Here is a 24,926-nt window from a genome sequence, read left to right as displayed (position 1 = left end):
GATGCGTCTTTCGTTCCGCCTCCCGGCAGCGGCGATTCTCGTCGCTGGTTTCGTCGTGCCCGCGACGGCGCAGGACCTGCGTCGCCGACCCGACGACCCGATCCCCGCCCAGCTCGAAACCCTCTACGAACGCGGCCTCTCCTATTTGGCCAAGAGCCAGAACGACGAAGGTTCGTGGAATGACCAGATGGGCAGCGAGCCCGGAGTGGTTGGACTCTGCACCATCGCCTTCCTGGCCCACGGCGAGGATCCGAACTACGGACCTTACGCGAAGAACATCAAGAAGGCGGTGGAGTTCATCCTCTCCCGCCAGCGCGAGAGCAACGGCTACATCGGCTCCTCGATGTACAATCACGGCTTCGCGACCCTTGCCCTCGCCGAAGCCTACGGTGCGGTCGATGATCCGAAGATCGCCCCGGCGCTGAAGAAAGCCGTCGAGCTCATCCTCAACGCCCAAAGCCGCAACGCGTCCGGAGGCTGGCGCTACACGCCGGAGAGCCGCGACGCCGACACCACCGTCTCGGGTTGCCAACTGGTGGCGCTGCTCGGAGCCCGGAATGCCGGGGTGCCGGTGCCGGACGAAGCGATCAAGAAGGGCTTGGCCTACATGGCCCGCTGCCGAGGTGGCGACGGAGCCTACGGCTACACCTCGGCGGGCGGCGGCAAGCCGACCCTCACCGCGATCGGCGTGACCTGCCTGGCGCTTGCGAAGGAAAAGGAAGGCAAAGGATTCACCAACAGCCTCGGGTATCTGCGGGACAACCTGAACTACCGCGACCGTCACTACCCGTATTACTTCGAGTATTACATGTCGCAGGCCCTCTTCCACGCTGACGAAGCGGCATGGAACGAGTGGAATTCCAAGAATCTGCGCTACCTTTCAACACTGCAACGCCCTGACGGCTCATGGCCCGGCAACAAGGGCGAGTCATTCAACACCGCCGGCGCCCTCCTTTCGCTGGCCCTCAACTACCGCTATCTGCCCATCTACGAGAAATGATCCGCCATCTGCCCCTGATTGCCGCCCTGATTGGCACCGTCGCCGCCGATGATGCCCCAGCCGACCTGCTGCGCCTGACCAACGGCGAGTTGGAGGGACGGTTCGGTGGAATCAACCGGGACGGCGTTCTCCGCTGGGACCGGGACGATGGCATCGCTCCGATGGAATTCAGGACCGACAAGGTCCGCCAGATCGTGCTTCGGGGAGGCAGCAGCCTCAAGCCGGGCAAGGACACTTCCCATCTTTTGCTGCTGAATGGCGACCGCCTTCCGGCCAAAGTCGTCTCGCTGGATGACGAAACCATCACGCTGGACACGGAAGTGGCCGGCTCGATGGTCGTTCCGCGCGATGCGATCAAGAGCCTCGCTCCCAATCCATTCGGTGGAAAGCTGCTCTATGCCGGACCTTTCCAAGCCGACGAGTGGAAGATCACCGGTCTCGAAGAGGACGAGGAAAAGCCCGACGAGGAGGCGAAAGAGGACGATGCCGAAAAGCCGGAGGAGAAGCCCGAGAAGCCGGCCGCCGAGAAAAAGGATCCCGGTTGGCGCCATGTCGGATCGAAGTGGTACCACACCAGCGGCAGCAACGCCCTCCTTCTCGACCCGTCACTCCCGGACCGTTCGGTCTTCCGTTTCCACCTCGAATGGCGCAGCCGGCCTCCGATCTCGATTGCTTTCCACGCCGACTTCAAGGAGCCGAAGGTCGAGGAGGACGTCGATGTGAAGGGCAACCGGCAGGTAGTCCGTCACTCGTCGAGCAGCTTCGTCGATAGCTTCGGCAACGCCCTCGTCCTGACGCTGCGGAGCAGCTACGCCCAGCTCTACCGCTGCGGCTACGACGCCGATGGCGAAGCCTTCAACGATCAGGTCCGCTCATCGTCGACCACAGTGCGCGTCGATGACTCCGGCGAAGCCGATTTCGAACTGCGCACGGACCGCACGAAGGGCACCGTGTCCCTTTTCGTGAATGGCGAGTACTCGCTGCAATGGCAACTCGACCCGGTCGATCCCGACAATCCGGACAACAACTCGATTCCGGCAGGTGGCGGCATCGGATTCCAAATCCTCGATGACGACTCCCCGGTGCGCATCTCCGACGTAATCGTCGCCGAGTGGAACGGGATGCCCGACTCCGCCCGCAGCCTTGAGAGCGATGACTTCGATGTCGTCCTCCTGACCAACGGCACCGACCGCTTCTCCGGCAAAGTCCGCTCGATCCGCGACGGCTCGCTCACTCTCGAGGGCCAGTATGCGGAACTCACGATCCCGATGGAGGAGATCGCCGAGGTCCACTTCGCACGGTCCGCACTGCGGGAGACCGAGGAGAGCGCCGATCGAGAGATTCGCGTCCACTTCCAGCCGCTCGGCCGGCTCAGCGGGATTCCCGGAGTCACCGCCGGCGGCAGCATGAAGCTCCGGTCACCACTGATCGGGGAGCTCGCGGTCGACCTCGACAGCGCCGTGATCCTCGAGTTTCAATCGGGCAACCGTTTCCTGAACTACTGGGACGAAGACCTATGAGACGCGTCCTGCCGATTCTGACTCTGGCACTCGCCGGTGTTGCCTTCGCCGACCAACTCACCGTGACCGACGGCGGCACTCTCACCGGCGAAGTCCTCTCGATGGGTACCGATGGCGTGCTGAGCATGCGTGCCGCTGTCGCCAAGGACCCTGTCCGGATCCGAGCCGAGAGTGTGCGGAAGGTCGCCTTCGCCAGCGCCTCTTCAAAACCCGGTGATCATGACGCCAAGGTCACGCTGACCAACGGGGATGTGATTCCCTGCGACCTGACCGGAGTCGACGACAAACGGCTCACGGTATCGACGCCGTTCGCCGGACTGCTCGAGATTGATCGCAAGTTCGTTTCGCACGTGCAGCTCGGAATCCGGCCGCGGCGACTGATCTACTCGGGCGTCGGCAAACTCGATGACTGGAGCGCTTCGGACGACTGGCGGATCGACGACGGCAAACTCATTGCTTCCGGCCGCGGATCCATCGGTCGGGACTACGGCGAACTCCCGGACTCCTTCGCACTGAGTTTTCTTCTCGAGTGGACCCGCCGACCGAACTTCAAAGTCTACTTCTGTTCCGAAGACACCTCGGCGGGTGGCGGCAAACACGACCGCTACTACCTCCAGTTCGCCAGCGCCGGTTTCGAGCTGAAGCGCCAGAGCTCGGGCAAGACGACCTACCACACCCTCGGCATGGTGAATCGCGCACCGGAGGCATTTCCCGACGACAAGGTCACCGTCGACCTCCGGATCGACCGTGCATCGAAGATGATCCTGCTCTACCTGAACGGCGAACTCGAAGGCCGCTTCCCCGACCGCCTCGACGATGTACCTCAGGGGCGGTGCGTCGCCTTTCTCTCATCCGGCAGTGGCGATGATCACCTGAGCGTGTCCCAGATCGACTTCCGCGAGTGGGACTCCGCCGGCGACCGCCACAAGAGCGAAGAGCGAGGCGAGAAGGACGTCGACGCCGTCATCGACCACGATGGCCAGCGTTTCAGCGGCAAACTCCTGCGCGCTGCCGAGAAGGACTCCCGGGGCATCTTCCTGTTCAAGAGCCCCCACTTCCCACAGCCGCTCGAAATCCCGGCCGACCGGGTTTCCACCCTCTTCTTCGCCAAAGGTGGTGACGAGCCGCCTTCGTCCCCTCTCGTTTTCGGATTGAACGCATCCGGGACCCTGAGCGCCTCGGGTTGCCGTTTCGACGGTGACACGATGAACCTGATCCACCCGCTGCTGGGTGAAATCGCGGTCAGCCGCGAAGCGGTGGAATCCCTCGACCGGCGCGAGGAACCTGAAACCGAGGAGGAAACCGACGAACCCGAAGCCGACGAGCCATGAAGACCCTTTCCCTGTTCCTGCTGCTCGCCGCGCTGGTCACGCCTTCGATCGCCGACGAGAAAATGGTCATCCGTTTCGACAACGGAGACCACTTCCAAGGGATGCTGGGGGGCATCGACGGGGAATCGGTCCTCTGGAAATCCAACGCGATTTTCGGCACCCAGGCCTTCAGCCTTGAACGGGTCACCGACATTTCCCTACCGCCCTCGAACGAACTCGAATTACCCGAGGGAAATCATGTCGCCGTTGCCACCCTCACCAATGGTGACGAGGTGCGGGGCAGCCTCCTCAACCTGACCGAGAAGGAAATCGTGATCCTCACCAGCTTTGCCGGCGAGCTGACATTCCGCCGCGACATGGTCGCCAAACTCGACATCGAGGATCGCCCGGAACTCTTCTACGTCGGCCCGACGGGCATGGACGGCTGGGTGCAGTCGGACGATGGCGGCTGGACCTACGATGCCGGGGCGCTCATCTGCGAAATGGGATCGAGCATCGGTCGCGACATCGGCCGGCACGACAAGATCAAGATTGCGTTCGACATCGCGTGGAAAGAAGGGGCGCGCTTCCGCCTCTACACCCACGCCGACAGTGATGATCCGGACGAGATGCAGAACGGCTTCGAACTCGTCTGCCAGAGCCAGTATGCCTACATGCGCAAGCGCGTGACGCGCAACAACCGCACGGAGTCGATGACGATCGGCACCACCGGCGGGGTCCGCGAGTTCCAAGAGAGGGAAAAGGCACGCGTCGAGATCCTCCACGACCTGGTGAACGGCCGGGTGCGCTTCATCCTCGACGGCCGGATCGTCGCGGACTGGCGCGAACCGGCCCCGATTCCCGACAAGATGGGCGGCTTCATCCACTTCTCGGCGGACCGCTCGAACGACACGCGAATTTCCCGCATCCGGATCACCTCTTGGGACGGAACGATCGAAGGCGAGTGGCGCGAAGCGCCGGCCGGCTTCCTCAACATCGAGGAGGAACCCGAGGACGAGGATCCGAAGCCCGAGGAGGAGAATCCGGACATCGTGCTGCGCAACGGCGACCGGATCGAGGGAACGATCGCCGGGATCAAGGATGGCAAGGTCCGCCTCGACACTTCCTTCAAGGAATTCGATATCCCGGTATCCCGGCTTCGCAGCTTCCCGCTCCGAACCGCCGAGGAGGCCGCTGATCCGGAACTTTGCTGGGAGCCGATCCGGCGCAATGGCGACGTCAGGGCATGGTTTGTCGATGGCGGGCGGATCACTTTCCAGCTCACCGGCCTCAAGGACGGCGCGCTGGTCGGAACCTCGCAAACCTTCGGCGAGGCGGCCTTTGAGCTCGATGCCTTCTCCAGGCTCGAGTTCAACCTGTATCCCCGCGGATACCCGAAGGCCGGCGAATAGCCCCGATTCGGTTTGAATCCTCCGGAAGGCTCCGCGAGCCTTCCGGCATGGCTGACATCAAGATCACGATTCACACCGACAAGGGGGACATCAACGGGACCCTCTTCGCCTCCAAGGTGCCCGTCACCTGCGCGAACTTCCTCAACCTCGCCAAGCGGGGCTATTACGACGGGGTGAAGTTCCACCGGGTCATCCAGAACTTCATGATCCAGGGCGGCGACCCGACCGGAACCGGACGCGGCGGCCCGGGCTACAAGTTCGCCGATGAGATCGATCCTACCCTCAAACACAGCAAGCCCGGGATCTTCTCCATGGCCAACGCCGGCCCCAACACCAACGGCTCGCAGTTCTTCATCACCCACCTGCCGACCCCGCACCTCGATGGCAATCACGCCGTGTTCGGAGAAGTGACCGAAGGCCAGGATGTGGTGAACTCGATCGCCCAAGGCGACGCCATCAAGTCGATCACCATCCACGACGACATTGCCCCGCTCCTGGAAGGACAGAAAGACCACGTGGAGCACTGGAATTCGATCCTGGATCGGTAACGGCCAGAGCTGCTTTTGCAGATCGTTTAAGAAAAGCTAATAAATGAAGTCTTCAGACTTCTCATTTTAAAACAGTCACTCCGGTGACTGTTTTTGCTTTCTATACACCCTATAAAAGATATTTTACGCCATTTTTAGGCGACTTTCCGTCCTCCACGATCGCGTAAGAATATCAGGAGCACTTGAAAATCCGCGGATTCGGGTGTCTTTTCGGGCCGTGGTCAGCACCCACTGACCTCATCCCCTAACCCCCCAACAACATGACCCCCACCCGCTCCCCCCGCGGCGGACGGTCGACCCTCGGAAGTCTGGCGATTGCATTCGCCGCTTTCGGGATCACCACCGCCCAAGCAACCGAAGACGTGCCCCGTGGCACGCTCACCGTCGATCGCGACATGGTTCGCGTTGGCGTTCACTCCCAACTTGACTGGGAGATCACGTATCCGACCGGAGTCACCGACATCGTCGACGTCGACCCGAACGGCACCATCACTCCGAAGCGCGACGTCCGCATGAAGGTCCGTGTGCTTGGAGTCGCCTTCCAGTCGGGCAACAAGCTTCTTCCGCTCGACGGCTACTGGGCCAAGAACGGCAGCTCGTGGTCGCGCTTCTTCTACGGCATCGGCACCCAGGTCATCCCGGGTCTGGTTCTCGTCGACGAGCAACTCAAGGCGGGTGACTACGTCGACTTCGGCGCCCGTGGATGGGACGGCCGCGGCTGGCTCCCGTTCCACCACACCCGTGTCGCGGATCCCTACGTGACCGTCCTGAAGGATGGCGACACCGCCCCCGACTACACGCCGGCCTACAACCAGGACACCATCGAAGGATTCCTCGCTCCCTACATTGCGGGCGACAAGATCTCGATCGGCGAGCGCGACCTGATCGTGCTGTGGGAAGCCTCCACGGCCAAGATGGGATCGAAGTATTTCGACATGCAGGACCTCGTTGTCCTCCTCACCTTCGAATGAAATCCAAGCCCCCCGGAACGATGAAAACACTCTCCCTTCTCGCCCTCCTTCCGCTCTGCGCCGCAGCCGCTCCGATGAGTGACCGGGTCTCGAGCGCGGAACTCAACAACCGCCGCCAGTCGCCGTCGCCGCTCAGCCAGCTTGAGCAGAATACCGGCGAGGAGATCAAGGTGGTCCGCCCGGCCGAGCAGAGCCTGATCAACCAATCGATCATCCTCAGCGACGGGCTCAACTGGACCCTCGTTCCGAAGGGGGCTGTCCTTCACCTCCCTGCCGATCACTCCGCCCGCGTCGGCACCAAGCCGATCGGCAATCTCCTTCCGTGGAAGGATTTCCTCACCCTGAACCACGCCTGGATCACCTCGGAAGAGGTAAGCATCCGCCAAGCCGAAGGTGTACAAGCTCTCGATGAGAAGCGCACCGCCCACTGGTCGAAGCAGGACAAGGTCATCGTCGCCGTTCATCTCGGCGGTCCGATCTCGGTCGCCGCACCGACCCCCTCCACCGCAACCGCAAGCACCCGCTGAACCATGAAAGCCACCACTCTGATTGTCACCCTGATCGGTCTCGCATCGCTCGACTGCCGGGCTGACGGATGGATCAACTTCGTCCGCCAGAACCAAATCGATACCGGAGTGGTGTGGGACATGCCCGTCAACCCGATCGGCAACGCTCCCTCAGCTCTCACCCTCGAGGAGGGAGGCGCCCTGTTCCAGCTCTGGACCATCCGACAGGACACCGCCACCGACTACCTGCTCGACCAGAAGGTCGTGGGCACCTACCTTCCCTCCGGTGCAATCCGGATCGAAACCGGTGACCCGTATCCGAAGCTCCACCGCACCCGGGCCGACCAGCCGTTCACCGTCCACTTCGACGTTGATGGTCTACTCTCCGGCCCCGGCGTGCCGGACGCCGCAACTCGCGTGCTGGTCGAACACCACCTCGCCCCCTACATCGGAGCCCAAACAACCGTCGACCCGCGCGTCGCGACCGGCGGCACCCCGGCCAGCAGCGGGTTCGTTTCCACCAACGGCACCACCACGCTGAACTTCGCGGCCTCGAGCCTGCCCGCGACCGATCCGACCAAGGCGCTTGGTGAGGAACACTTCGTGATCCACGCGCTTGCCGACGGCAGCATCCCGCAGACGCAGCTTGCCTCCAACTTCGTCCAGATCTGGCCCGTAGCCGATGGAGCGATCCAAGGCATCTCCAATGGAGACGTCGTCCGGATGAAGGCTCCGAACCTGAGTCTTGTCCTCAAGGACCTCTACCCTTCGAGCACCACCTACCTCCAGGTCTATGAGGGTTCCCCGGCTCTTGGCACCGAGGGAACGGTCATCGAGGGCAGCGCCCTGGTGATCGACCAGGACACCAGCCTCGACCGCACCCTTGTCATCCGCGACTGGGGCGATGCGGTCCAGAAGGATGGCACTTACACGCTCGAACTCGTAACCATCACCCCTTTCGGAACCGAACGCCTGTCGTTCGTCCAGTTCACCGTCAATCGCGAGCTTGCCGTCAATGCGCTGATGGGCGACATCGAAACCGGCTCCGGCCGGATTCCCACAGGCACTGCCCGCTGATTTCAACACTCCCCCCAATGTGAAGGTCCGGTTGGCCGGCTTCGGGCAATCCGAATGCACAGCCCCCGCCCGATCCGGCTGACCGGCCTTCACCCCTTTTCTTTCCAATCCGGGAAGGTCTCATCGAGGATCTCCCGGATTCTTTGTTTCTCGGATCCGGAAAGGTGCGGAGCGATCGAGTCGTCGCCGTCCGAGAGTGCTCCACGCAAGCGTGCCAAGGTCCTTTCGCTGACCGTCGCAGGCATTCCGCGGAATGCCTGCGAGTAGATCATGCACGAGCAACGGTTCTTGAAGAGACGCCGGTAGAGTTTGAAGTCGGCCAGGGACTCACCCGACTCGGTGCGGGGAAACCGCGCGCCATAGTCCCTTTGGAAGGCGTCATCCCCCTCGATTCCGTCCCCGAGATCCGCTTCGTTCCGGAACAGAAGGGCATCAACGATCTTGGACGCCATCGTATCGGCAATCCTCCCGGCCTGGCCCTCGTCGGGATTCGATGACGGATCAATCGCCTGCGAAAGGTAACGGGCACGGCCGTACCGAACCCTTGCCGCGGTCATCAGGTTGTGCAGATTGACCTGATGTTCGAGCACGGCGAGCGCGACAATGTCACTGGTCCCTCTCGGATACTTCGCGACGTCGATTCGTTCGGACAGGTCATCGACATCCTCCGAGGAAGGCTCGGTCGGACCGCCTTCCTCGAAAAACGAGTTTCCGAAGTGTGGATGATCGCTGCTACCGGTGACATAGTAGCCGCCCCAACGTTCCTCGATCGGTGTTTCATGGGTGACGGTGACCGAACCCAGACTGAGCAATGGACGGCCGTCGCGGTCGGGAAAAACAGAGCGGATCAGCATACCCGGAACGTTCTCGGTCCGGGTGGTGCCGTGGCACGAAAAGCAATCGCTGGTGTCACGATCGAATACCAGTCCCGTAGGACCGCCCGCCTCGACGAGGTAAAACACGGGGCCGAGCACCGGGTCCTGCGCGATGACCTCAATCGCCCCGCCGGGAACATACCCGACGTAGGCCTCCTCGGAGAAATAGAGCGCTCTCGGATTCCCCGGATGAATCCGCGAGATCTGCTTGCTGGTCTTCGAGAACACGAGCGTCTGCGAACTCTCAGGGACATTGAGCACCTTGAGAACAAACCGCAGCTTCTCCAACCCCGTGGCCCCTTCGGCTTGGATCTCACCCCGCTCCAATCCACGGGCTAGAGCGGCAACCGCGTCGGTCGGCTCGGTCTCCGAATAGCGCATCGGGGGCAGGTCCCACAGATCGACCTGCTGACCAGCCGCCAGACCGGCCCCGCAGAGCCATGGAAGGAACATCCTCACGCCGGGATTCAACGGACCGAAACGGGCGGATTCCACGCATATTCTCCGATTTTTCCCGATGATCCGGCAACCGTCCGCGCACGCCTGCTTCTACATTGGACGTTCGGTCAAAGCGGTACATCCTCCGCGCCCGCCGATGCTCTCCATCCAGAATCTCCGCGTCGAATACGGCGCACGCGTCCTTTTCAGCGAGCTCTCCTTCGCGGTCCAACCGAAGGAACGGATCGCATTCGCCGGCCACAATGGCGCCGGAAAGTCGACGCTGATGAAGTGCGTCGCCGGAACGATCGAACCGAGCGGCGGAGGGGTCATCACTCCGAAGCGGTTCCGGATCGGCTACCTCCCGCAGGAGGGAATCCACATCCACGGACGGTCGCTTTGGCAGGAAACCCTCTCCGCCTTCGGCGAAACCCTGGAACTCCAGAGAAAGGTGGACCGACTCTCGGCCGAACTCACCAAACTCGATCCGCGTTCATCCCCCTATGCGGAGATGCTCGAGGAGATCGGGGAGATGGAACTCCAGCTCGAGGCCGCCGACCCGGCACGGATGAAGCCGAAGGTCGAGTCGGTGCTCCAAGGTCTCGGATTCCAACGATCGGACTTCGAGCGCGACTGCGGCGAGTTCTCCGGCGGCTGGCAGATGCGGATCGCGATGGCCAAGCTGTTCCTGCAGGAACCGGACGCGCTGCTCCTCGACGAACCGACCAACCACCTCGACATCGATTCCCAACGCTGGGTCGAGCAGTATCTCCACTCCTATCCCGGGGCCATTCTCATCATCTCGCACGATCTCGCGCTCCTCGACGCCCTGTGCACCCGGACCATCGCCTTCCACCACGGCCGGGCCGAAGAGTATTCCGGAAACTACTCTTATTACCTCAGGGAGTCGGTCCACCGGAAGGAAGTCCACAAACGCCGCTACGAGGCCCAGCAGAAAGAGATCGCCGAAACCAAGCGCTTCATCGATCGCTTCCGCGCCTCCGCCAACAAGGCGTCGCTCGTCCAGTCGCGCATCAAACAACTCGAGAAGGTCGAACTGATTCCGCCGCCGGAGCAGGACGACGCGGTCATGAACTTCCGCTTCCCCCAGCCTCCCCAGTCCGGGCACACGGTCGCGAAACTCGAAGCGGTGACCAAGTCCTACGGCGCGCTCGATGTCTTCAGCGGCTTCGATTTCGAGATCAACCGCGGAGAGAAATACGCGGTGGTCGGACCCAACGGCGCGGGCAAGTCGACCTTCTGCCGCCTGATCACGGCGCAGGAACCTCCGACCGCGGGCACCCACGCCTTCGGTCAGAAGGTCACCGTTTCCTTCTTCTCGCAGAACCACGCCGACGAACTCGACCCCGACAAGACGGTCCTGGAAACGGTCGAGGAAACCGCCACACGCGAAGCCGCCGGCCAGTGCAGGAATATTCTCGGGTGCTTCCTGTTCCGCGGCGACGATGTCTTCAAACGAGTGGGTGTTCTCTCGGGCGGCGAGCGATCCCGGGTGGCACTCGTGCGCATGCTCGTGCAGCCGGCGAACTTCCTGATTCTCGACGAGCCGACCAACCACCTCGACGTGCAGAGCCAGGAAGTCCTTCAGAACGCCCTGCTCGATTATGAAGGTACGGTGCTCATCGTATCCCACAACCGGTCCTTCCTCGATCCTCTTGTCACCAAGACACTCGAGTTCCGCCCCGGCGAGCAACCGCGCCTGTTCACGGGAAACATCACCTACTACCTTGAGAAGACGGCGTCGGAAACCGAGGACTCCCCGAAGGGATCCATCGCCCCGTCCTCCGCGAAAACTTCTGCCCCCGCCTCACCAAGCGGCGTCAACCGCAAGGAGCAGAAGCGTCTCGAAGCCGAGCTCCGGCAAAAGCGTTCGCGGCTCCTGAAACCTCTCGAATCCGAACTCGAGACCTTGGAAAGCAAGATCTCGGAGTTGGAGGGCGCACAGGCGACACTGACCGCAGCCCTCTCTTCGGAGTCGGTCGCGGCCGACCCCGACAAGCTCCGCGAGACCGCCAATGCGGTCCAACAGATCACCGAGAAACTCGACAAGGCCTATACCCGGTGGGGCGAGCTCTCGGACGAAATCGAGAAGGTCCGATCGACACTCGAAGCCAGCTCCTAGACGACCCTCACGGCACCTCCGAAACGGACTCGGACACGCTTCCCGACGCCTCCCGAAATCGACATCTCGGCACCTCGCCGCCGATCCGGAAAAATCTCGTTTTACCCCTTATTTTCTAAAGTCATTCGACCGTCTTGACATTCGTCACCGGTTCCGCGAAATCCTCGGCATGGCAAAGAAACCATCAACCATCAAGGAGCGCTACTCGAAGACTCAAATCCTCGAACACATCTCTTCGGAGACTGAGCTGAGCCGCAAGGAAGTGTCCGCAGTTCTGGACAGCCTGACCGGTGTCATCGAGGGCCACATCAAGAAGAATGGAGCCGGCGAATTCGTCCTGCCGGGCCTGATGAAGATCACCACCGTCCGCAAGCCTGCCGTGAAGGCACGCAAGGGCATCAACCCCTTCACCAAGGAAGAGGTCATGTTCAAGGCCAAGCCCGCCACCACCGTGGTCAAGGTCCGCCCGCTCAAGAAGCTCAAGGACATGGCTGGCTGATCGGACATCCGTCCACCCATCATCTTACCATCGGCGGCCTCCGGATTTCCGGGGGCCGCCTGCTTTTGTACGGGAGACGGCGGGTGCTACTCGACCCTCAGGGCGGCGGCCACCGACTCGCTGACCTTGGCCTCGTCGCCATCGACCTCGATCTCGACGATCCCGGCGAGCCGGTCGCGACCCCGCAAGCGGATTCCGGCGCCCGGGCGCAGTCCGCTCTGCTGAAGCCAGCTCAGGAAATCCGGTTCGTCGCGGGCAACCCGAACGAGCCGGTAGTCGCCGGCCTCGCAATCCGCGAGCGATCGCGACCGGTCTTCCCCCACCACGCCATCCGCGCTCGGGATCGGATCGCCGTGGGGGTCATATTCCGGGTGACCCAGCATTTCATCGATCCGCTCCACCATCCGGTCGGACAGCGCGTGCTCCAACACCTCGGCCTCTTCATGGACGTGCGCCCAATCGAGATGCATGACCTCGACGAGGAACAGTTCGATCAACCGGTGCCTCCGGAGAACCTGCAACGCGGTCGTCCTCCCCGGGTCGGTCAGCGTCACTCCCCGGCGGGGCAGGTAGTCGACGAAGCCGTCGCGCTCGAGTTGCTTCATCATGGTCGTGACGGTTCCCGGCGTCAGCCCGAGCGACTTGGCAATCGCCCCGATCGGCACCAGACCGCTGTCGTCTCCGGCGTCGTCCGCCAATCCGAAGATCGCCTTGAGATAGTTCTCGACCGTGCTGCTGGGCATCGCCGCAGACCTTAGACTTTGAGGAATCAAAGTCGAGTGGTGATCCGTCTCGAAATGAGCTCAGATCCACGCCGCCCTCCAGAGACATCTGCGAATTTCCGCCCGGCTGACTTTGACCCCACGCTCGAGCGTCTCCCAGTCCGCAGCATCCAGCAGATCGAGCGTCCTCACCCCGATCAACGCGGGCAGTGCCACCGACATCGTCAGCCGACGCCCTGCCATCGACCGTGCGTAATCCAGTCCATCCCGCATCCTCTCACGAGCGACGGCGCGCCAGCGGGCGGCTTCGGCAAGCACCGTCGTCCGATCGGTCGGATCCTCCACCGGGAGGTAGCATCGGCCATTCCGAAGATCCTTCGGGAGATCGCGAAGGATATTCACGAGCTGCAAACCGCGCCCGAATCGCTCACCGATTTCCCCAAGCTCTTCCGGGGCCGATTTCGAGAATCGGTTGCCGAGGGTTTCGAATCCGATCCGCGTCCAGAATACCCCGACACAACCCGCGACCCGGTGACAGTAGTCTTCGAGTTCGGCTTCTTTGGTAAGCCTGCCGGAGCCGACTTCGAATCGTTCGACGTCCAGTCGCTGACCGGAAGTGATAATCTCGAAGACTCCCCGGACAAGATGCCGCTCCGCCGGAGCAAGCGACGCGTATGCTGCGAAAACATCGTCGAGGCGCGACATCAACGCCTTCTCTCCGGGATGGGTCTGGGTTTCGACAAAGCCGCGGATTCCTGAGCGCCAATCGGATCCCTCCCCTTTGACCTCGGCGACGAACCCATCAAGCCACGCCAACCGCGCCTCCGCCGCAGCCTCCGCGGTATCAGCCAGAGTATCACTCGAGCGAGCCAACAGATAGGCCACCGACACGGGTGCGCGCATCGGAGCCGGAAGAACCCGGAGAGAAAGATAGAACGAGCGCGAAACATCGCGCAGCACCCCGACATCGCCACCCTTGCTCATCGCCGCCTATTGAACGGCATCGAGACGCTGACGGTTCCACGCCAGTGCCTCCTCATACTCGTCGGAAGCCGGACGTTCCCGGCTGAGTTGCTCCCAGACCTTCACCGCCCGGGTGAAGGAGCTGGAGGACAAATCGCCATTTCCGGCCAACTGGGCCGCATGACCGAGGTCACCGAGAAGGTAGCCGAGCGACCTTCGGATCTGCTCCCCGCGTGCGATTCCGTACGGGGTATCCAGTAGGTTCTCGAGCATCTGCACCGCCTTCTCCTCCGCCTCGATTTCGGCATCCCGCTTCCCTGAGAAGCCGAGCATCCTCCCGCGTTCCCAAGTCAGCAGTGCGTACCGGTAACGTGCCACCGGATCCGAGTTATCCCCGATTGCCAGACCTTCGAGAAGCCGCAGACCTTCGTCGTAGAGCTCCATCGCCTCCTCGCTCTCACCCCGGTCACGGAGAATACCTGCCATCAGCCCACGCTGGGCGGCGAGACGCGATCGCGCGATCGCGCTGTCCGGACGCTGGGGCAGGATATCGAGCAGCAGCTTCACCGCTCCCTTGGACATCGCTTCCGCATTCGAAACGTCACCGGCCAGTAGCGAGGACTCCGCGATCGAGCCGTAGCACCCGGCCAGTTCGAGTCGGAGGCTGAGATCTCCCGGCTTTTGCTCGATCAGCTCCAGCAACTTCTCCGAGGCCATTTTCCGCAGCGTCCGGGCATCGCCCATTTCCCCCATGCCATCGAGAATCGTCGCCGAAGACAGATAGCAGGCGACCAGCTCCGAGCGCAGAATCGCAGCGTCCGGCCGCGAGTCAGCCAATGCGTTCAGACTCTGGGTCGCCCGGTGCAACATTTCCAATGCCCGGCCTTCCTCGCCGGATGCGGCGAGTTCGCTCGATTCATGAACGTCGAGCGTCGCGAGAAGGTAGGTCACCCGGTCGGCATCGACGTCGGCCTGGGGCACCGCTTCGAGGGCAGCTCTCGCCTCGGCGAATGCCCCATCGGCCTTGGGGTCGTTCCGATCCTGCAGAAGCAACGCGAGGATCAGCCGGTCGGTCGCCAGCCGCAGCTCGAGTCCGGGCTCCGGATCGAGGTCCTCGGCTGAAGCCATCGCCTCCTCGAAGCGCATTGCCGCCTCATCAGGCTCTCCTTTGGCGAGCGAGATTTCAGCAAGTTGAAGTCGGGCCCGCGCACGCTCGTCGGAGAGCTCTCCGACATCGGCGGTGCGATCCATGAATCGGATGAAGTAGTCCTCCAGACGACTGAGCCGGAGCTGTCGCCCGTCGAGTGGCGGAAGCTGGCGGTGCCCCTTTTCCATCGCCCATGCAAAGAGCCGGTCGCCGATCGAGCGCGACTCCTCGATCCGGGCCAGCCAGGTCGTCCTTTCCGACTGCAAGGTCTGGCGTGCTTCTTCTTCGGCCTCGGCGGACGCATCGCGCTGCCGCTCGGCCACGGCGAGCTGTTCCTCCAACGACTCCACATCCGACACCCGACCGGCCGACTCCTTCGCGAGTTGGCTCTTGACCAGTTGCCAGACGAAAATCATCGCCACCAAGGCCGCGGCGAGTCCACCGGCGAGGAGCGTCGAACGCCACGCGGCACGCTGGGCTCGGCGACGCTGGTCGAGAACCGCATCGCGCTTCTGCTCTTCGTCGATCGCGACCTCCTGCTCGCGCATCATGCGGCGGACCTCCATGGCATTGGCCGGACGATCGACCGGATCCAGCGCCAGACACTGCTCGATGATCTCGCGGTAACGACGCTCGAGTTCGTTGGCGGGCGCGTCCGGCCAGTCGACCTTGCCCTGCCCTTCGAGCGACTTCGCAATCCGTGGCAGATCCGCAGCGATCCCTTCGCGAGTGATTTCCCCCTCGGCCGGAGCGACCTGCTGGAAGGTCGTATCGCAGCGCGGGAAAGCGCCCGTCAGGAGACGGAACGCGAGCGTTCCAAAGGCATACACGTCCCAGCGGTATCCTTCTTCCTCCAGATACCCCGCAGGGTCCCGCAGTTGTTCGGGCGGTTGGTAAAGACAGGCGTCGGAAAAATCATGGTTCACAATCCCCGGCATGTTTCCCAAGGCCCAGTCGACCAAGGTAACGCGGCCCTCATCATCAAAAAACACATTGCCCGGCTTCAGGTTTCCGTGGGCTACCTGCCGGCCGTGAAGAGCCGCGAGAGCCTCGAGCACTCCGAGAACCACCTCCCACGACGACTCGCCGGGGAATGCGTTGATCCGGTGCTGCAGACTGCGCGGCCGCCAGTGACCATCGTCCGCCGGATCCGCAAGGCACGCGGTCACTCTCGCCGCCGGCCGCGCCTGAAAATCGGCTTCGAGTACCGGCAGAACTCCTTCCGGCCATCCTCCCCGCTCGAGGCGCTCGCAGGCCTTCTCAAGGAGCGTCCGGTTGATCGCCATGCCGTCCAGCAGCTTCACGGCCGTCACCGTTCCGTCGGATTTCACCGCACGGAAAACCGCGCCGCTCGAGCCCGAGTCGAGCAATTCACGGTCGCCGAAGGCGTCGAGGTGCGGCGCATCCATGGGGGAATTCTAGTCAGCTTGTGGCGTGAGCCAACCCCGCAATCCGCCTTCCCATCCACAAAAATTCGTTGAGGAACGTGAAATGCTACCCTGAAAGACCTCGTAACCGCTTGAAGCCCGAATTCTTACGCTCATGAAACCAAGCTGCCCTGGCAATCCCCTCGAACGCTACAGCTCCCGCCGCGAGTTCTTCTACGTCGGTCTTCTCGGAGGCCTCGGAATGACGCTCCCGGGATTCCTCAAACAGCAGGCCCGGGGCGCGCAGAAGTTCTACGAGACGGTCGAAGGCCCCGCCAAAGGCATCATTCACATCTTCCTGCCGGGCGGCATGGCCCATCAGGAGTCCTTCGACCCGAAACCGTTTGCGCCCGCCGAGTACCGCGGTCCGTTCGGCGCGATCGATACTTCCCTGCCGGGAATCCAGTTCGGCCAGAAGATCCCGCGACTCGCGAAACTGGCCGACAAGATGACCGTCATCCGGTCGATGTCGCACGGTGAGGCCGCCCACGAACGTGGCACCCACAACATGTTCACCGGCTACCGCCCGTCCCCGGCGCTGGAGTATCCCTCGATCGGCTCGGTGATTTCCCACGAACTGGGATCCAAGAACAACCTGCCTCCCTACGTCTGTGTACCGAACGTCCCGAACGAGTTCGCCAACTCCGGCTACCTGTCCTCCGCCTACGGCCCGTTCGCGCTCGGTTCCGATCCGGCCCAGAAGAACTTCCAGGTCCGCGACCTCAACCTCCCGGGCGATGTCAGTGAGGAACGCTTCGCCCGCCGCAAGTCGTTGCTTGAGACGGTCGACTCCCACTTCCGCGAGTTGGAGAAGTCAGACGCCCTCGACTCGATGGACGCCTTCTACCAGCACGCCTACAAGCTGATCTCGTCCGAAAAGGCCCGCGAGGCATTCAATCTTGAGGCCGAGGACGCCAAGATGAAGGAGCGCTACGGCAACACCCAAGCCGGCCAGAGGATGCTCCTCGCACGACGGCTCATCGAAGCCGGCACCCGCTTCGTTTCGCTCACGGCAGGCGGCTGGGACCACCACAACAACATCAAGAACGGCATCGAGCAGAACCTGCCGCCGGTCGACCAGGCGGTCTCCGCACTGATCACCGACCTCGATGAGCGCGGCATGCTCGACGAAACGCTGGTCGTGGTGACCTCCGAGTTCGGCCGCACCCCCAAGATCAACCCCACCGGAGGTCGCGACCACTGGCCGCGGGTGTTCTCGGTCATGCTTGCGGGTGGAGGCGTGAAGCGCGGCTACGTCCACGGTTCGTCGGACGCGCTCGGCGGCGAAGTCGATACCGACGGCGTCACCGTCGCCGACCTCGCGACCACGCTCTACAAGCAGATCGGCATCACCGCCGACAAGGAACTCATGGCTCCCGGCAACCGCCCGATCGAAATCGTCGATGGCGGAAAGGTGCTGGAATCCATCCTCGCCTGACCCGCCGGCCATTCTCCCGATGATCCGACGCCTGCTCCACGGACTCGCCACCGCAATGCTCGGCGTCTCCGCCGCCTTCGGTTCGTTCACTCCGGAACTCAGCATCATCACGCCCCGCGGAGGGCAGATCGGGACCGAAGTGAAGGTCCGCCTTCACGGCAAACGTCTCGACCAGCCGCAGGAACTTCTTTTCCAGTCGCCGGGGATCGAATGCCTCGGTTTCGAACTTGGAGAGGGTGACAAGGAAAAGCCGCTCTTCGCACGTCTGCGCATCGCCCCGGATGCGCGGCTCGGCGAACATCTGATGCGGCTCCGGACGACCGGCGGCGTTTCATACCTCCGCAGTTTCTGGGTGGGCCCGTATCCAACGGTGGGCGAGGCGGAACCGAACGACGACTTCGACTCCCCGCAGACCGTGGCCATCAATTCGACCGTCGAGGGGGTCGCCAAGACCGAGGACGAGGATTGGTACAAGGTTTCCTTGAAGAAGGGGCAGCGGATCTCGGTCGAGGCCGAAGCGATGAGGCTCGGCACGGCGTTCTTCGACGTCTACGTGGCGGTGCTCGATCCGAAAGTATTCGAACTCGCATCCTGTGATGATGCCGCGCTGCTCAGGACGGACGCTTTCGTGTCGGTCGTGGTGCCCGAGGACGGCGACTATCGGGTCGTAGTACGAGAAGCGGCGTACGAAGGAACCGACGGCTCGCGCTACCGGGTCCACATCGGCGACTTCCCACGGCCGTCCGCCGTTTTCCCTCCGGCCGCGAAGCCGGGAGAGACCCGTGAGTTCCGGTTCATCGACGGCAAAACCGGCATGGAGACGAAGCGCTCCGTCACGATTCCGCCCGATGCGGCGGGACATTTCCCCATCTATGCGGAGACCGAAGGAAAGCGCTCGACCTCGCCGAACTGGATCGGAATCTCGAACCTCGAGAGCATCGAGGAGCAGGAGCCGAATGACGGCAGCAAGGAAGCCAACACCGCGCCCGCCGCGCCCTGCGCGATTCATGGCATCCTGTCGAAGAAGTCGGATGTCGATTGGTTCCGATTCACCGCCAAGAAGGACGAGAATCTCGAGATCCGGGTGATCGGTCGGGAACTCCGCTCACCGATCGACTCCGTCCTCATCCTCCGCGACGCTTCCGGCAAGGGCCTCGCCAACAATGACGACCAGGGTGGACTCGACTCGATTCTCCCGTGGAAGTGCCCTGCGGACGGTGAGTATTTGCTGAATGTCCGGGACAAGCTGATGCGCTCGGGACCGGACTTCGTTTACCGGGTCGAGATCAACAAGCGCACGCCGGCCATATCCGCGAGCTTCCCGACTGCCGAACGAAACAACACGCAGGCGCGGAAGATGATCTGTGTCCCGCGCGGCAATCTCTACGCGACACCGGTCAACATCACTCGCAAGAACCTCGGCTGCGATGTCCGCTTCGAGGCTCTCTCACTACCTGCCGGCGTGACGATGGAGGTACCGCCGGTCCCCCGCTCGCTGAACAACTTCCCGCTTCTGTTCCGCGCCGCCGCCGATGCTCCGGTCGAAGGCGGTTACCATCAGTTCCGGATCCACGCGACCGGCGAAAAGATTCCCCAGGTGTCCGGGCCGTTGAACGAGCAGATCCACCACATCGACATCAACAATCAAGGTGCCTACCACAGTTCGGACTCGGAACAGGTCGCTGTCGCCGTGATCGAGGAGGCACCGTTCCACATCCGGGTCGAGACCCCGCCCGCGCCGATCGTCCCCCGAGGAACGATCCGGCTGAAGGTCCGCGCCGACCGCGGCGAGGGTTTCAATCAGAAGATCACTCTGAGGATGCTCTGGAAACCTCCGGGCATCGGCGCCCAGGACACGGTCGCCATGGAGGGCGACAAGTCGGAAGCCACCTACGAGATCAACGCCACCCCCGAGGCCCCCGCCGGCGAATGGAAGATCTGCATCCTCGGCGAGGCCGAAACCCCGAAGGGCCCGGTGATCGTCTCGAGCGAGTTCGTTGTCTTGCGTGTGGCTGAACCGTGGCTGACCGCCAGCATTGACCTCGGAGCAACGGAGCAGGGACGCGACACGGCCGTCGTCTGCAAACTGGAGCAATCCCGGGAATTCGAGGGCACCGCCACGGCGGAGCTCGTCGGACTGCCTCACGGCACGTCCACCGCACCTCTTGAATTCCAGAAAGGCGTGGAGTCGCTCACTTTCCCGGTGACCGTGGCGCCCGACGCGGCGGTCGGCAAACACAGTGGCCTTTTCCTCCGCATCCGGATTCCCGATGGTGGCGGCGAGGTGCTTCACCAATGCGCGCAAGGCGGAACCCTGCGGATCGACAAGCCCCGACCCGCCGCACCTGAGAAGAAAGACGAGCCGAAAAAGGAAGCTCCCAAACCCGTGACCGAAGCTCCGAAAGTCGAGAAGCCCTTGTCACGGCTCGAGCAGCTGCGGAAGCAGGCCAATGCCGAGTGATCAGGCGAGCGCCTTCTCCCAATCATCGGGCCGGAAGCCCACAAGCGCGACGCCTTTTCCGACCGCGAACGGACGCTTCACCAGATTGCCGTTCCCTTCGAGCAACGAGAACGCCTCGTCCTCGGTCATGGTGGCGATCCGGTCCTTGAGTCCAAGCGAGCGGTAGTCGCCGCCTGCGGTGTTGAACAACCGGCGGAGGTCACCACCGTAGGCCTTGAGCATCGTCTTCAGTTCGGTCCGAGTTGGCGGAGTCTCCCGGATAGGAATCTCCTCGAATCCGATGCCCTTGTCCTTCAGCCATCGCACCGCCTTGCGACAACTGTCGCAGCTCTTGTAGGCATATACTTTCATCCGCCCCGATCTTGCGCGGGAAGCGATTCCACGCAAGGCTGACGACCCCGTCCGATGAGCCAGAAAGCGATCCTCCTCCAGCGCATCCGCAAGGACCTCCGACAGCAACTCGACCGGCTGCGAGCGGCGGCCAGCGAGGCCCATGCCGCGGCCACCGACCCGGGCAGCAAGGCGGAGAGCAAGTACGACACCCGCAGTCTCGAGGCATCCTATCTCGCCTCCGGGCAGGCGCGACAGGTCGAGGCCATGTCGGACGCCTTGGATCGCCTCGACCAGTTCGAGGCTCCCGACTTCGGGATTGAGGACGCGGTGGGACCGGGCGCACTGGTAGAAACCGACCTTGATGGCGAAACCGAGTGGTTCCTGCTTCTCCCCGCGGGTGGTGGGCACGTGGTCGAGGATCAGGGACGGGAAATCACCCTCCTCAGCCCTTCAAGCCGGCTCTATCAAGAGCTCTGCGACCGCCATCTCGGCGACACGCTCGACGACAGCGGCCACCTCGTTACCGAGATCGCCTGAGCCGGAAGCCTCAGAATCCTTCGAGCACGATCTTGCCTCTCGCCGTGCCGCTCTCGATCCGTGCATGAGCCTCGCGCAACGTCGCGGCATCGATTCGGCCGGCAACTTCGGTCAGTGTGGTCTTCACCCTCCCCGCCTCGACAAGCCCGGCGACCTCGTTGAGCAAGCCCCCCTGCTCCCCGACGTCCGGAGTTCCGAAAAGAGGGCGGGTGAACATCAACTCCCAGCGGAGCGAAACCGACTTCCGCTTGAGCGGCATCACATTCAGCTCGGGCGGATCATCGATGAGCCCGAATCGTCCCTGAGGCGCGATCAACTCGATGACATCGGCCATGTGGCGATCGGTCTGGGTGGTGGAGAAAACGAAACCCGGGGCCCCGAGTCCCAGCTCCGCCACCTGCGGAGCGAGGGGCTTGCTGTGATCGATCACGTGGTGCGCTCCGCACTCAAGCACCCATTCGCGGGTCTCCGGACGCGACGCCGTGGCGATGACGGTAAGGTCGGTCAATGCACGCAATAGCTGGATCGTGATCGAACCGACACCCCCCGCTCCGCCGATGATCAGAATCAGTCTTCCGCCCTGCGGGGTCGGTCGCCGGACTTCCAAACGGTCGAACAGCATTTCCCAAGCAGTGATGGATGTGAGCGGCAACGCTGCGGCCTCGGCATCGCTGAGGCTCGACGGCTTGCGGCCGACAATTCTCTCGTCGACACACTGGAACTCGCTGTTGGACCCTGGGCGGTCGATACACCCGGCGTAGTAGACCTCGTCACCGACACGGAAGCCCTCAACCCCTGCTCCGATCTTTTCCACCACGCCACAGGCATCGAATCCGAGCACCCGCCAATCTCCATCCGGAGGTTCGACGCCCTTGCGCTGCTTGGTATCCACCGGATTCACCGAAACCGCACGCACCCTGACCAACAGGTCGCGTTCGCCGGGTACCGGCACTTCCAATTCGACATCCTGCAAGGCGTCATCCCGGTCGATCGCTCCGGGGGTCCGGTAGGCAACGGCTTTCATCATACGCTCTGTCATCGGTCTTTCAGGATTCATCCATCAGGAACCGCCCTTCATCCAGAGGACTTTCCTCGCGAAATCTACCCACACTTCGGTGTCGACGAACACCTGCCCGCCAATCATTCCGTCGATCCCTTCGGGCAGGCTGTCGATGTTCACCACATAGAACTCCATCCCCGGACGGCTCGACGAGCCATTGCCCAACTTCGCTGGCGTGAAGGTGCCAAGAACGTTCCCACCCCCTTCGACTTTCTCCATCTTGAGCCCGAGGCGCTCGATCGCCGCCTTCTGGATCAGGGGTTGCTCGTTGCGATGATCGATCAGCATCTTGATCGTCTTGCCGTCGACATCCAGCGTCACCACGGTGCCTTGCTCGACCTTCTCAATCGGGCAGTCGATGAACCCCTTGGCCTTGAGCACCTCGGCCAGTTCGACGGCCTTCAACCTCGCTGCCTTGTCCTCGGGTGATTCCCAAACACGGATGTAGAGCTGATCCGCCTCCGACAGCGACGTTAGTGGAACCGTGACCGTCTTGCCGGTATCGAGTTTGAGCTCCACGGTGTCGGGTGTCTTCGAAATGATTTCGGCTTCGATCTTCTTGCCGTTCTTGCCGGTGAACTCGCGCCCATGGGCGACCGACAACGGCCAGAGGACCACCAAGGCACTCAGAATGATTCTTTGCATGCCGCCATGCCGTCAAAGACCGGCCCGCAAGTCAATCCGCACCGGCGGACTGCAGCACGCGCTCATCGAACCACTCGGGCACCGGAGCCTCGTAGGTCATCCGCTTTCCTGAGATCGGGTGGCTCAGCGAAATCCTCCAAGCGTGCAGGCACATCGGCGGATCTTCGGTGGAAAGCGTCTGCCGGTCGCCGCGCAGCATGTCGCGCAAATACACCGGATCACCGACGATCGGGTGGCCAGTCTGCCACAGATGGATGCGGATCTGGTTGGTGCGGCCCGTCAGCGGAGTGATCTTGAGCAGGCTGGTGCCGTCCTCGCACCGGTCGACGACCGCCACACGGGTGAGTGCCTCGACGCCTTCCTCCTCATCGATTTCCCGCGCGCCAAGCTTGGCCGGAGCATCGCCAATCGGAGCGTCGATCTCGAATTCATCCTCAAGCGGGTGTCCATGCACCTTCGCCAAATACGACTTCCCGACCTCACCCCGCGCGAACTGTGGCTGGACGATCCGAGCGAAGTGCCGGGTCCGGGTGCAAACCACAACTCCGGTGGTGTTGGCATCGAGCCGATGCGCCGGACGCGGAATCTCCGGCGCCCACGCGTGGCGCAGGAAATACTCCAGGGTGTTTCTATTGAACCTGCCGCAGGGATGCACCGGTAGAGGAGCCGGCTTGTCGATCACCACAAGCGCCTCGTCCTGGGCGAGAATCCGGACCTCGCCATTGACGTCCGGTTCGACCATTTGCGGCAGCACCCGGACGTATTCCTCACCCGCACGCACGCGATCGCCCTCCGACGCGACCTCATCGTCCGGACCGAGAATCATTCCGGAATCGATCCGCTCTTTCCAAGCGTCCCGTCCGAAGTAAGGAAACATCGCGTCAAGGGCGTCGAGCAGCGTAAGCCCGTCGCGTGACCCGGGAATCCGGATCGGCTTCCGGTTGTCGTATGGAGTGCTGCCGGGAAGGCTTCGCGCCAGCTCGTCGAGCACCACCTGCCTGCCGCCAATCGCCGCCAAGCTGCGGGCTTCGTCGCTCCGGTAGCAGTAAGGGCACGACTCGCCCGCCACGTAACGGGGGTCCTCGGCTTCCTCTTCGGTCAGAGGCGTCTGGCAGGCGAAGCAGACCACCGAACCCGATTCGCGCAGCCCCGGGTCGAGCCCGACCCGGTGGTCGAAGACAAAGCATTCACCGTCGTAGTGGTCGCCACCGACCTCTTCGAAGTACTTCAGGATGCCGCCGTCGAGTTGGTAAACCTGCTTGAAACCCATCCGCTCCATGAACGGAGCCGCCTTCTCGCAGCGGATCCCGCCAGTACAGAAAGTCACGACCGGCGTGTCCTTGAGTTTGTCCGGCAAGCGGCTGACCGCCTCGGGAAAGTCGCGGAAGTGGCGGATACCGGCCGGCAGCGCGCCTTTGAATGTGCCGAGCTTGATCTCGTAGTCGTTGCGCGTGTCGTAGAGCACGACCGGACGCCCCTCATCGAGCCACTGCTTCAACTCCTTGGGCGCGATTCGCGGCGAAGTGTGGGCGGCAGGGTCGATCCCCTCGACGCCGAAGGCGATGATCTCCTTCTTGAGGCGAACCAGCATTCGTGAGAACGGCTGCTCGTCGCTTTCGCTGTATTTGGGCTGCAAGTCACCCATCCCCGGCATCTTGCGGAGTTCGAACACCAATTCCTCGATGGCCAGGTGCTCACCTGCGACGAACAGGTTGATGCCCTCGGGTGCGAGCAGGATGGTGCCTTTCAGTCCGTGGTTCTTACAGAAATCCAGCAGGCGGGTCCGCAGCCCCTTGAGATCCGCCATCGGCGTAAAATGGTAGGCGGAGATGTTCGTCACACGCGACACGCGAAGAAACTGTGGTGATCCCCGGCCAATGCCAAGTCACGAGAA

The 24,926-nt window shown here is 62.7% G+C and carries 21 protein-coding genes; 13 read left to right on the top strand and 8 right to left on the bottom strand.

Annotation, left to right across the window (positions count from 1 at the left end):
* Window position 1: 1 nt before the first annotated feature.
* The 8 genes from HAHE_RS18225 to HAHE_RS18190 all read left to right on the top strand — a co-directional run bounded on the left by HAHE_RS18225 (window position 2) and on the right by HAHE_RS18190 (window position 8,344).
* Window positions 2-1,000: a prenyltransferase/squalene oxidase repeat-containing protein gene (locus HAHE_RS18225; protein ID WP_338686451.1), complete on the top strand. Its 999-nt coding sequence runs from the start codon at window positions 2-4 to the stop codon at window positions 998-1,000.
* Complete coding sequence (locus HAHE_RS18220; protein ID WP_338686450.1) at window positions 997-2,520, top strand: hypothetical protein; 1,524 nt, start codon at window positions 997-999, stop codon at window positions 2,518-2,520. The genes HAHE_RS18225 and HAHE_RS18220 overlap by 4 nt, the downstream gene beginning before the upstream one ends.
* A complete protein-coding gene (locus tag HAHE_RS18215; protein ID WP_338686448.1) occupies window positions 2,517-3,851 on the top strand; it encodes a hypothetical protein in 1,335 nt (444 codons plus the stop codon). The genes HAHE_RS18220 and HAHE_RS18215 overlap by 4 nt, the downstream gene beginning before the upstream one ends.
* Window positions 3,848-5,242 carry a hypothetical protein gene (locus HAHE_RS18210; RefSeq protein ID WP_338686446.1) on the top strand — a complete coding sequence of 465 codons (1,395 nt, stop codon included), beginning with the start codon at window positions 3,848-3,850 and terminating at the stop codon, window positions 5,240-5,242. The genes HAHE_RS18215 and HAHE_RS18210 overlap by 4 nt, the downstream gene beginning before the upstream one ends.
* A gap of 47 nt (window positions 5,243-5,289) precedes the next feature.
* Window positions 5,290-5,790, top strand: coding sequence for a peptidylprolyl isomerase (locus tag HAHE_RS18205; RefSeq protein ID WP_338686445.1), 501 nt, complete (start codon window positions 5,290-5,292; stop codon window positions 5,788-5,790).
* Window positions 5,791-6,050: 260 nt separating this feature from the next.
* Window positions 6,051-6,761, top strand: a complete 711-nt coding sequence (locus tag HAHE_RS18200; RefSeq protein ID WP_338686443.1) for a hypothetical protein — start codon at window positions 6,051-6,053, stop codon at window positions 6,759-6,761.
* 20 nt (window positions 6,762-6,781) lie between these two features.
* A complete protein-coding gene (locus HAHE_RS18195) occupies window positions 6,782-7,288 on the top strand; it encodes a hypothetical protein (RefSeq protein WP_338686442.1) in 507 nt (168 codons plus the stop codon).
* A gap of 3 nt (window positions 7,289-7,291) precedes the next feature.
* Window positions 7,292-8,344, top strand: coding sequence for a hypothetical protein (locus HAHE_RS18190; protein WP_338686440.1), 1,053 nt, complete (start codon window positions 7,292-7,294; stop codon window positions 8,342-8,344).
* An 89-nt stretch (window positions 8,345-8,433) separates the two neighbouring features.
* On the opposite strand, the gene HAHE_RS18185 is transcribed toward HAHE_RS18190, so the two are convergent.
* On the bottom strand, window positions 8,434-9,714 hold the full coding sequence (locus HAHE_RS18185; RefSeq protein WP_338686439.1) for a hypothetical protein: 1,281 nt from the start codon (window positions 9,712-9,714) through the stop codon (window positions 8,434-8,436).
* Between the two features lie 100 nt (window positions 9,715-9,814).
* On the opposite strand from HAHE_RS18185, the gene HAHE_RS18180 reads away from it, so the two are divergent.
* Entirely contained in the window at window positions 9,815-11,800 is a 1,986-nt protein-coding gene (locus tag HAHE_RS18180) for an ABC-F family ATP-binding cassette domain-containing protein (protein WP_338686438.1), read from the top strand.
* Window positions 11,801-11,969: 169 nt separating this feature from the next.
* A complete protein-coding gene (locus HAHE_RS18175; protein WP_338686437.1) occupies window positions 11,970-12,299 on the top strand; it encodes an HU family DNA-binding protein in 330 nt (109 codons plus the stop codon).
* Between the two features lie 86 nt (window positions 12,300-12,385).
* Here HAHE_RS18175 and HAHE_RS18170 read toward each other — a convergent pair whose 3' ends face one another.
* From HAHE_RS18170 to HAHE_RS18160, 3 genes are read right to left on the bottom strand one after another with little or no spacing between them, the layout of a single operon-like run.
* Window positions 12,386-13,042 (bottom strand): metal-dependent transcriptional regulator, encoded by a 657-nt coding sequence (locus HAHE_RS18170; RefSeq protein WP_338686436.1) that lies wholly within the window; start codon window positions 13,040-13,042, stop codon window positions 12,386-12,388.
* 60 nt (window positions 13,043-13,102) lie between these two features.
* Window positions 13,103-14,005, bottom strand: coding sequence for a phytoene/squalene synthase family protein (locus HAHE_RS18165; RefSeq protein ID WP_338686434.1), 903 nt, complete (start codon window positions 14,003-14,005; stop codon window positions 13,103-13,105).
* A gap of 6 nt (window positions 14,006-14,011) precedes the next feature.
* On the bottom strand, window positions 14,012-16,540 hold the full coding sequence (locus HAHE_RS18160) for a protein kinase domain-containing protein (RefSeq protein WP_338686432.1): 2,529 nt from the start codon (window positions 16,538-16,540) through the stop codon (window positions 14,012-14,014).
* A 133-nt stretch (window positions 16,541-16,673) separates the two neighbouring features.
* Here HAHE_RS18160 and HAHE_RS18155 point away from each other — a divergent pair, with 133 nt between their 5' ends.
* On the top strand, window positions 16,674-17,996 hold the full coding sequence (locus tag HAHE_RS18155) for a DUF1501 domain-containing protein (protein WP_338686431.1): 1,323 nt from the start codon (window positions 16,674-16,676) through the stop codon (window positions 17,994-17,996).
* 19 nt (window positions 17,997-18,015) lie between these two features.
* On the top strand, window positions 18,016-20,457 hold the full coding sequence (locus HAHE_RS18150; RefSeq protein ID WP_338686429.1) for a PPC domain-containing protein: 2,442 nt from the start codon (window positions 18,016-18,018) through the stop codon (window positions 20,455-20,457).
* On the opposite strand, the gene HAHE_RS18145 is transcribed toward HAHE_RS18150, so the two are convergent.
* A complete protein-coding gene (locus HAHE_RS18145; RefSeq protein ID WP_338686428.1) occupies window positions 20,458-20,808 on the bottom strand; it encodes an arsenate reductase family protein in 351 nt (116 codons plus the stop codon).
* A 54-nt stretch (window positions 20,809-20,862) separates the two neighbouring features.
* On the opposite strand from HAHE_RS18145, the gene HAHE_RS18140 reads away from it, so the two are divergent.
* The gene (locus HAHE_RS18140) at window positions 20,863-21,327 is read left to right on the top strand and encodes a hypothetical protein (RefSeq protein ID WP_338686426.1); all 465 of its coding nucleotides are present in this window, start codon (window positions 20,863-20,865) and stop codon (window positions 21,325-21,327) included.
* A gap of 10 nt (window positions 21,328-21,337) precedes the next feature.
* On the opposite strand, the gene HAHE_RS18135 is transcribed toward HAHE_RS18140, so the two are convergent.
* The 3 genes from HAHE_RS18135 to HAHE_RS18125 are packed head-to-tail and all read right to left on the bottom strand — an operon-like array spanning window position 21,338 to window position 24,881.
* Entirely contained in the window at window positions 21,338-22,351 is a 1,014-nt protein-coding gene (locus tag HAHE_RS18135; protein ID WP_338690830.1) for a zinc-binding alcohol dehydrogenase family protein, read from the bottom strand.
* Between the two features lie 36 nt (window positions 22,352-22,387).
* Entirely contained in the window at window positions 22,388-23,032 is a 645-nt protein-coding gene (locus HAHE_RS18130; RefSeq protein ID WP_338686425.1) for a hypothetical protein, read from the bottom strand.
* Window positions 23,033-23,063: 31 nt separating this feature from the next.
* Window positions 23,064-24,881 carry a sulfurtransferase gene (locus tag HAHE_RS18125; RefSeq protein ID WP_338686424.1) on the bottom strand — a complete coding sequence of 606 codons (1,818 nt, stop codon included), beginning with the start codon at window positions 24,879-24,881 and terminating at the stop codon, window positions 23,064-23,066.
* Window positions 24,882-24,926 lie beyond the last annotated feature (45 nt).

The sequence above is a fragment of the Haloferula helveola genome, from assembly GCF_037076345.1.
GTDB lineage: Bacteria > Verrucomicrobiota > Verrucomicrobiia > Verrucomicrobiales > Akkermansiaceae > Haloferula > Haloferula helveola.
The sequence above is the reverse complement of the archived record's forward strand: the minus strand, read 5'-3'. Positions and strand labels throughout refer to the sequence as shown.

Excerpts from the sequence above, each read along its gene's own strand:
- HAHE_RS18225 (WP_338686451.1), top strand. The coding sequence starts at position 2 with ATGCGTCTTTCGTTCCGCCTCCCGGCAGCGGCGATTCTCGTCGCTGGT.
- HAHE_RS18220 (WP_338686450.1), top strand. The coding sequence starts at position 997 with ATGATCCGCCATCTGCCCCTGATTGCCGCCCTGATTGGCACCGTCGCC.
- HAHE_RS18215 (WP_338686448.1), top strand. The coding sequence starts at position 2,517 with ATGAGACGCGTCCTGCCGATTCTGACTCTGGCACTCGCCGGTGTTGCC.
- HAHE_RS18210 (WP_338686446.1), top strand. The coding sequence starts at position 3,848 with ATGAAGACCCTTTCCCTGTTCCTGCTGCTCGCCGCGCTGGTCACGCCT.
- HAHE_RS18205 (WP_338686445.1), top strand. The coding sequence starts at position 5,290 with ATGGCTGACATCAAGATCACGATTCACACCGACAAGGGGGACATCAAC.
- HAHE_RS18200 (WP_338686443.1), top strand. The coding sequence starts at position 6,051 with ATGACCCCCACCCGCTCCCCCCGCGGCGGACGGTCGACCCTCGGAAGT.
- HAHE_RS18195 (WP_338686442.1), top strand. The coding sequence starts at position 6,782 with ATGAAAACACTCTCCCTTCTCGCCCTCCTTCCGCTCTGCGCCGCAGCC.
- HAHE_RS18190 (WP_338686440.1), top strand. The coding sequence starts at position 7,292 with ATGAAAGCCACCACTCTGATTGTCACCCTGATCGGTCTCGCATCGCTC.
- HAHE_RS18180 (WP_338686438.1), top strand. The coding sequence starts at position 9,815 with ATGCTCTCCATCCAGAATCTCCGCGTCGAATACGGCGCACGCGTCCTT.
- HAHE_RS18175 (WP_338686437.1), top strand. The coding sequence starts at position 11,970 with ATGGCAAAGAAACCATCAACCATCAAGGAGCGCTACTCGAAGACTCAA.
- HAHE_RS18170 (WP_338686436.1), bottom strand. The coding sequence starts at position 13,042 with ATGCCCAGCAGCACGGTCGAGAACTATCTCAAGGCGATCTTCGGATTG.
- HAHE_RS18165 (WP_338686434.1), bottom strand. The coding sequence starts at position 14,005 with ATGAGCAAGGGTGGCGATGTCGGGGTGCTGCGCGATGTTTCGCGCTCG.
- HAHE_RS18160 (WP_338686432.1), bottom strand. The coding sequence starts at position 16,540 with ATGGATGCGCCGCACCTCGACGCCTTCGGCGACCGTGAATTGCTCGAC.
- HAHE_RS18155 (WP_338686431.1), top strand. The coding sequence starts at position 16,674 with ATGAAACCAAGCTGCCCTGGCAATCCCCTCGAACGCTACAGCTCCCGC.
- HAHE_RS18150 (WP_338686429.1), top strand. The coding sequence starts at position 18,016 with ATGATCCGACGCCTGCTCCACGGACTCGCCACCGCAATGCTCGGCGTC.
- HAHE_RS18145 (WP_338686428.1), bottom strand. The coding sequence starts at position 20,808 with ATGAAAGTATATGCCTACAAGAGCTGCGACAGTTGTCGCAAGGCGGTG.
- HAHE_RS18140 (WP_338686426.1), top strand. The coding sequence starts at position 20,863 with ATGAGCCAGAAAGCGATCCTCCTCCAGCGCATCCGCAAGGACCTCCGA.
- HAHE_RS18135 (WP_338690830.1), bottom strand. The coding sequence starts at position 22,351 with ATGAAAGCCGTTGCCTACCGGACCCCCGGAGCGATCGACCGGGATGAC.
- HAHE_RS18130 (WP_338686425.1), bottom strand. The coding sequence starts at position 23,032 with ATGCAAAGAATCATTCTGAGTGCCTTGGTGGTCCTCTGGCCGTTGTCG.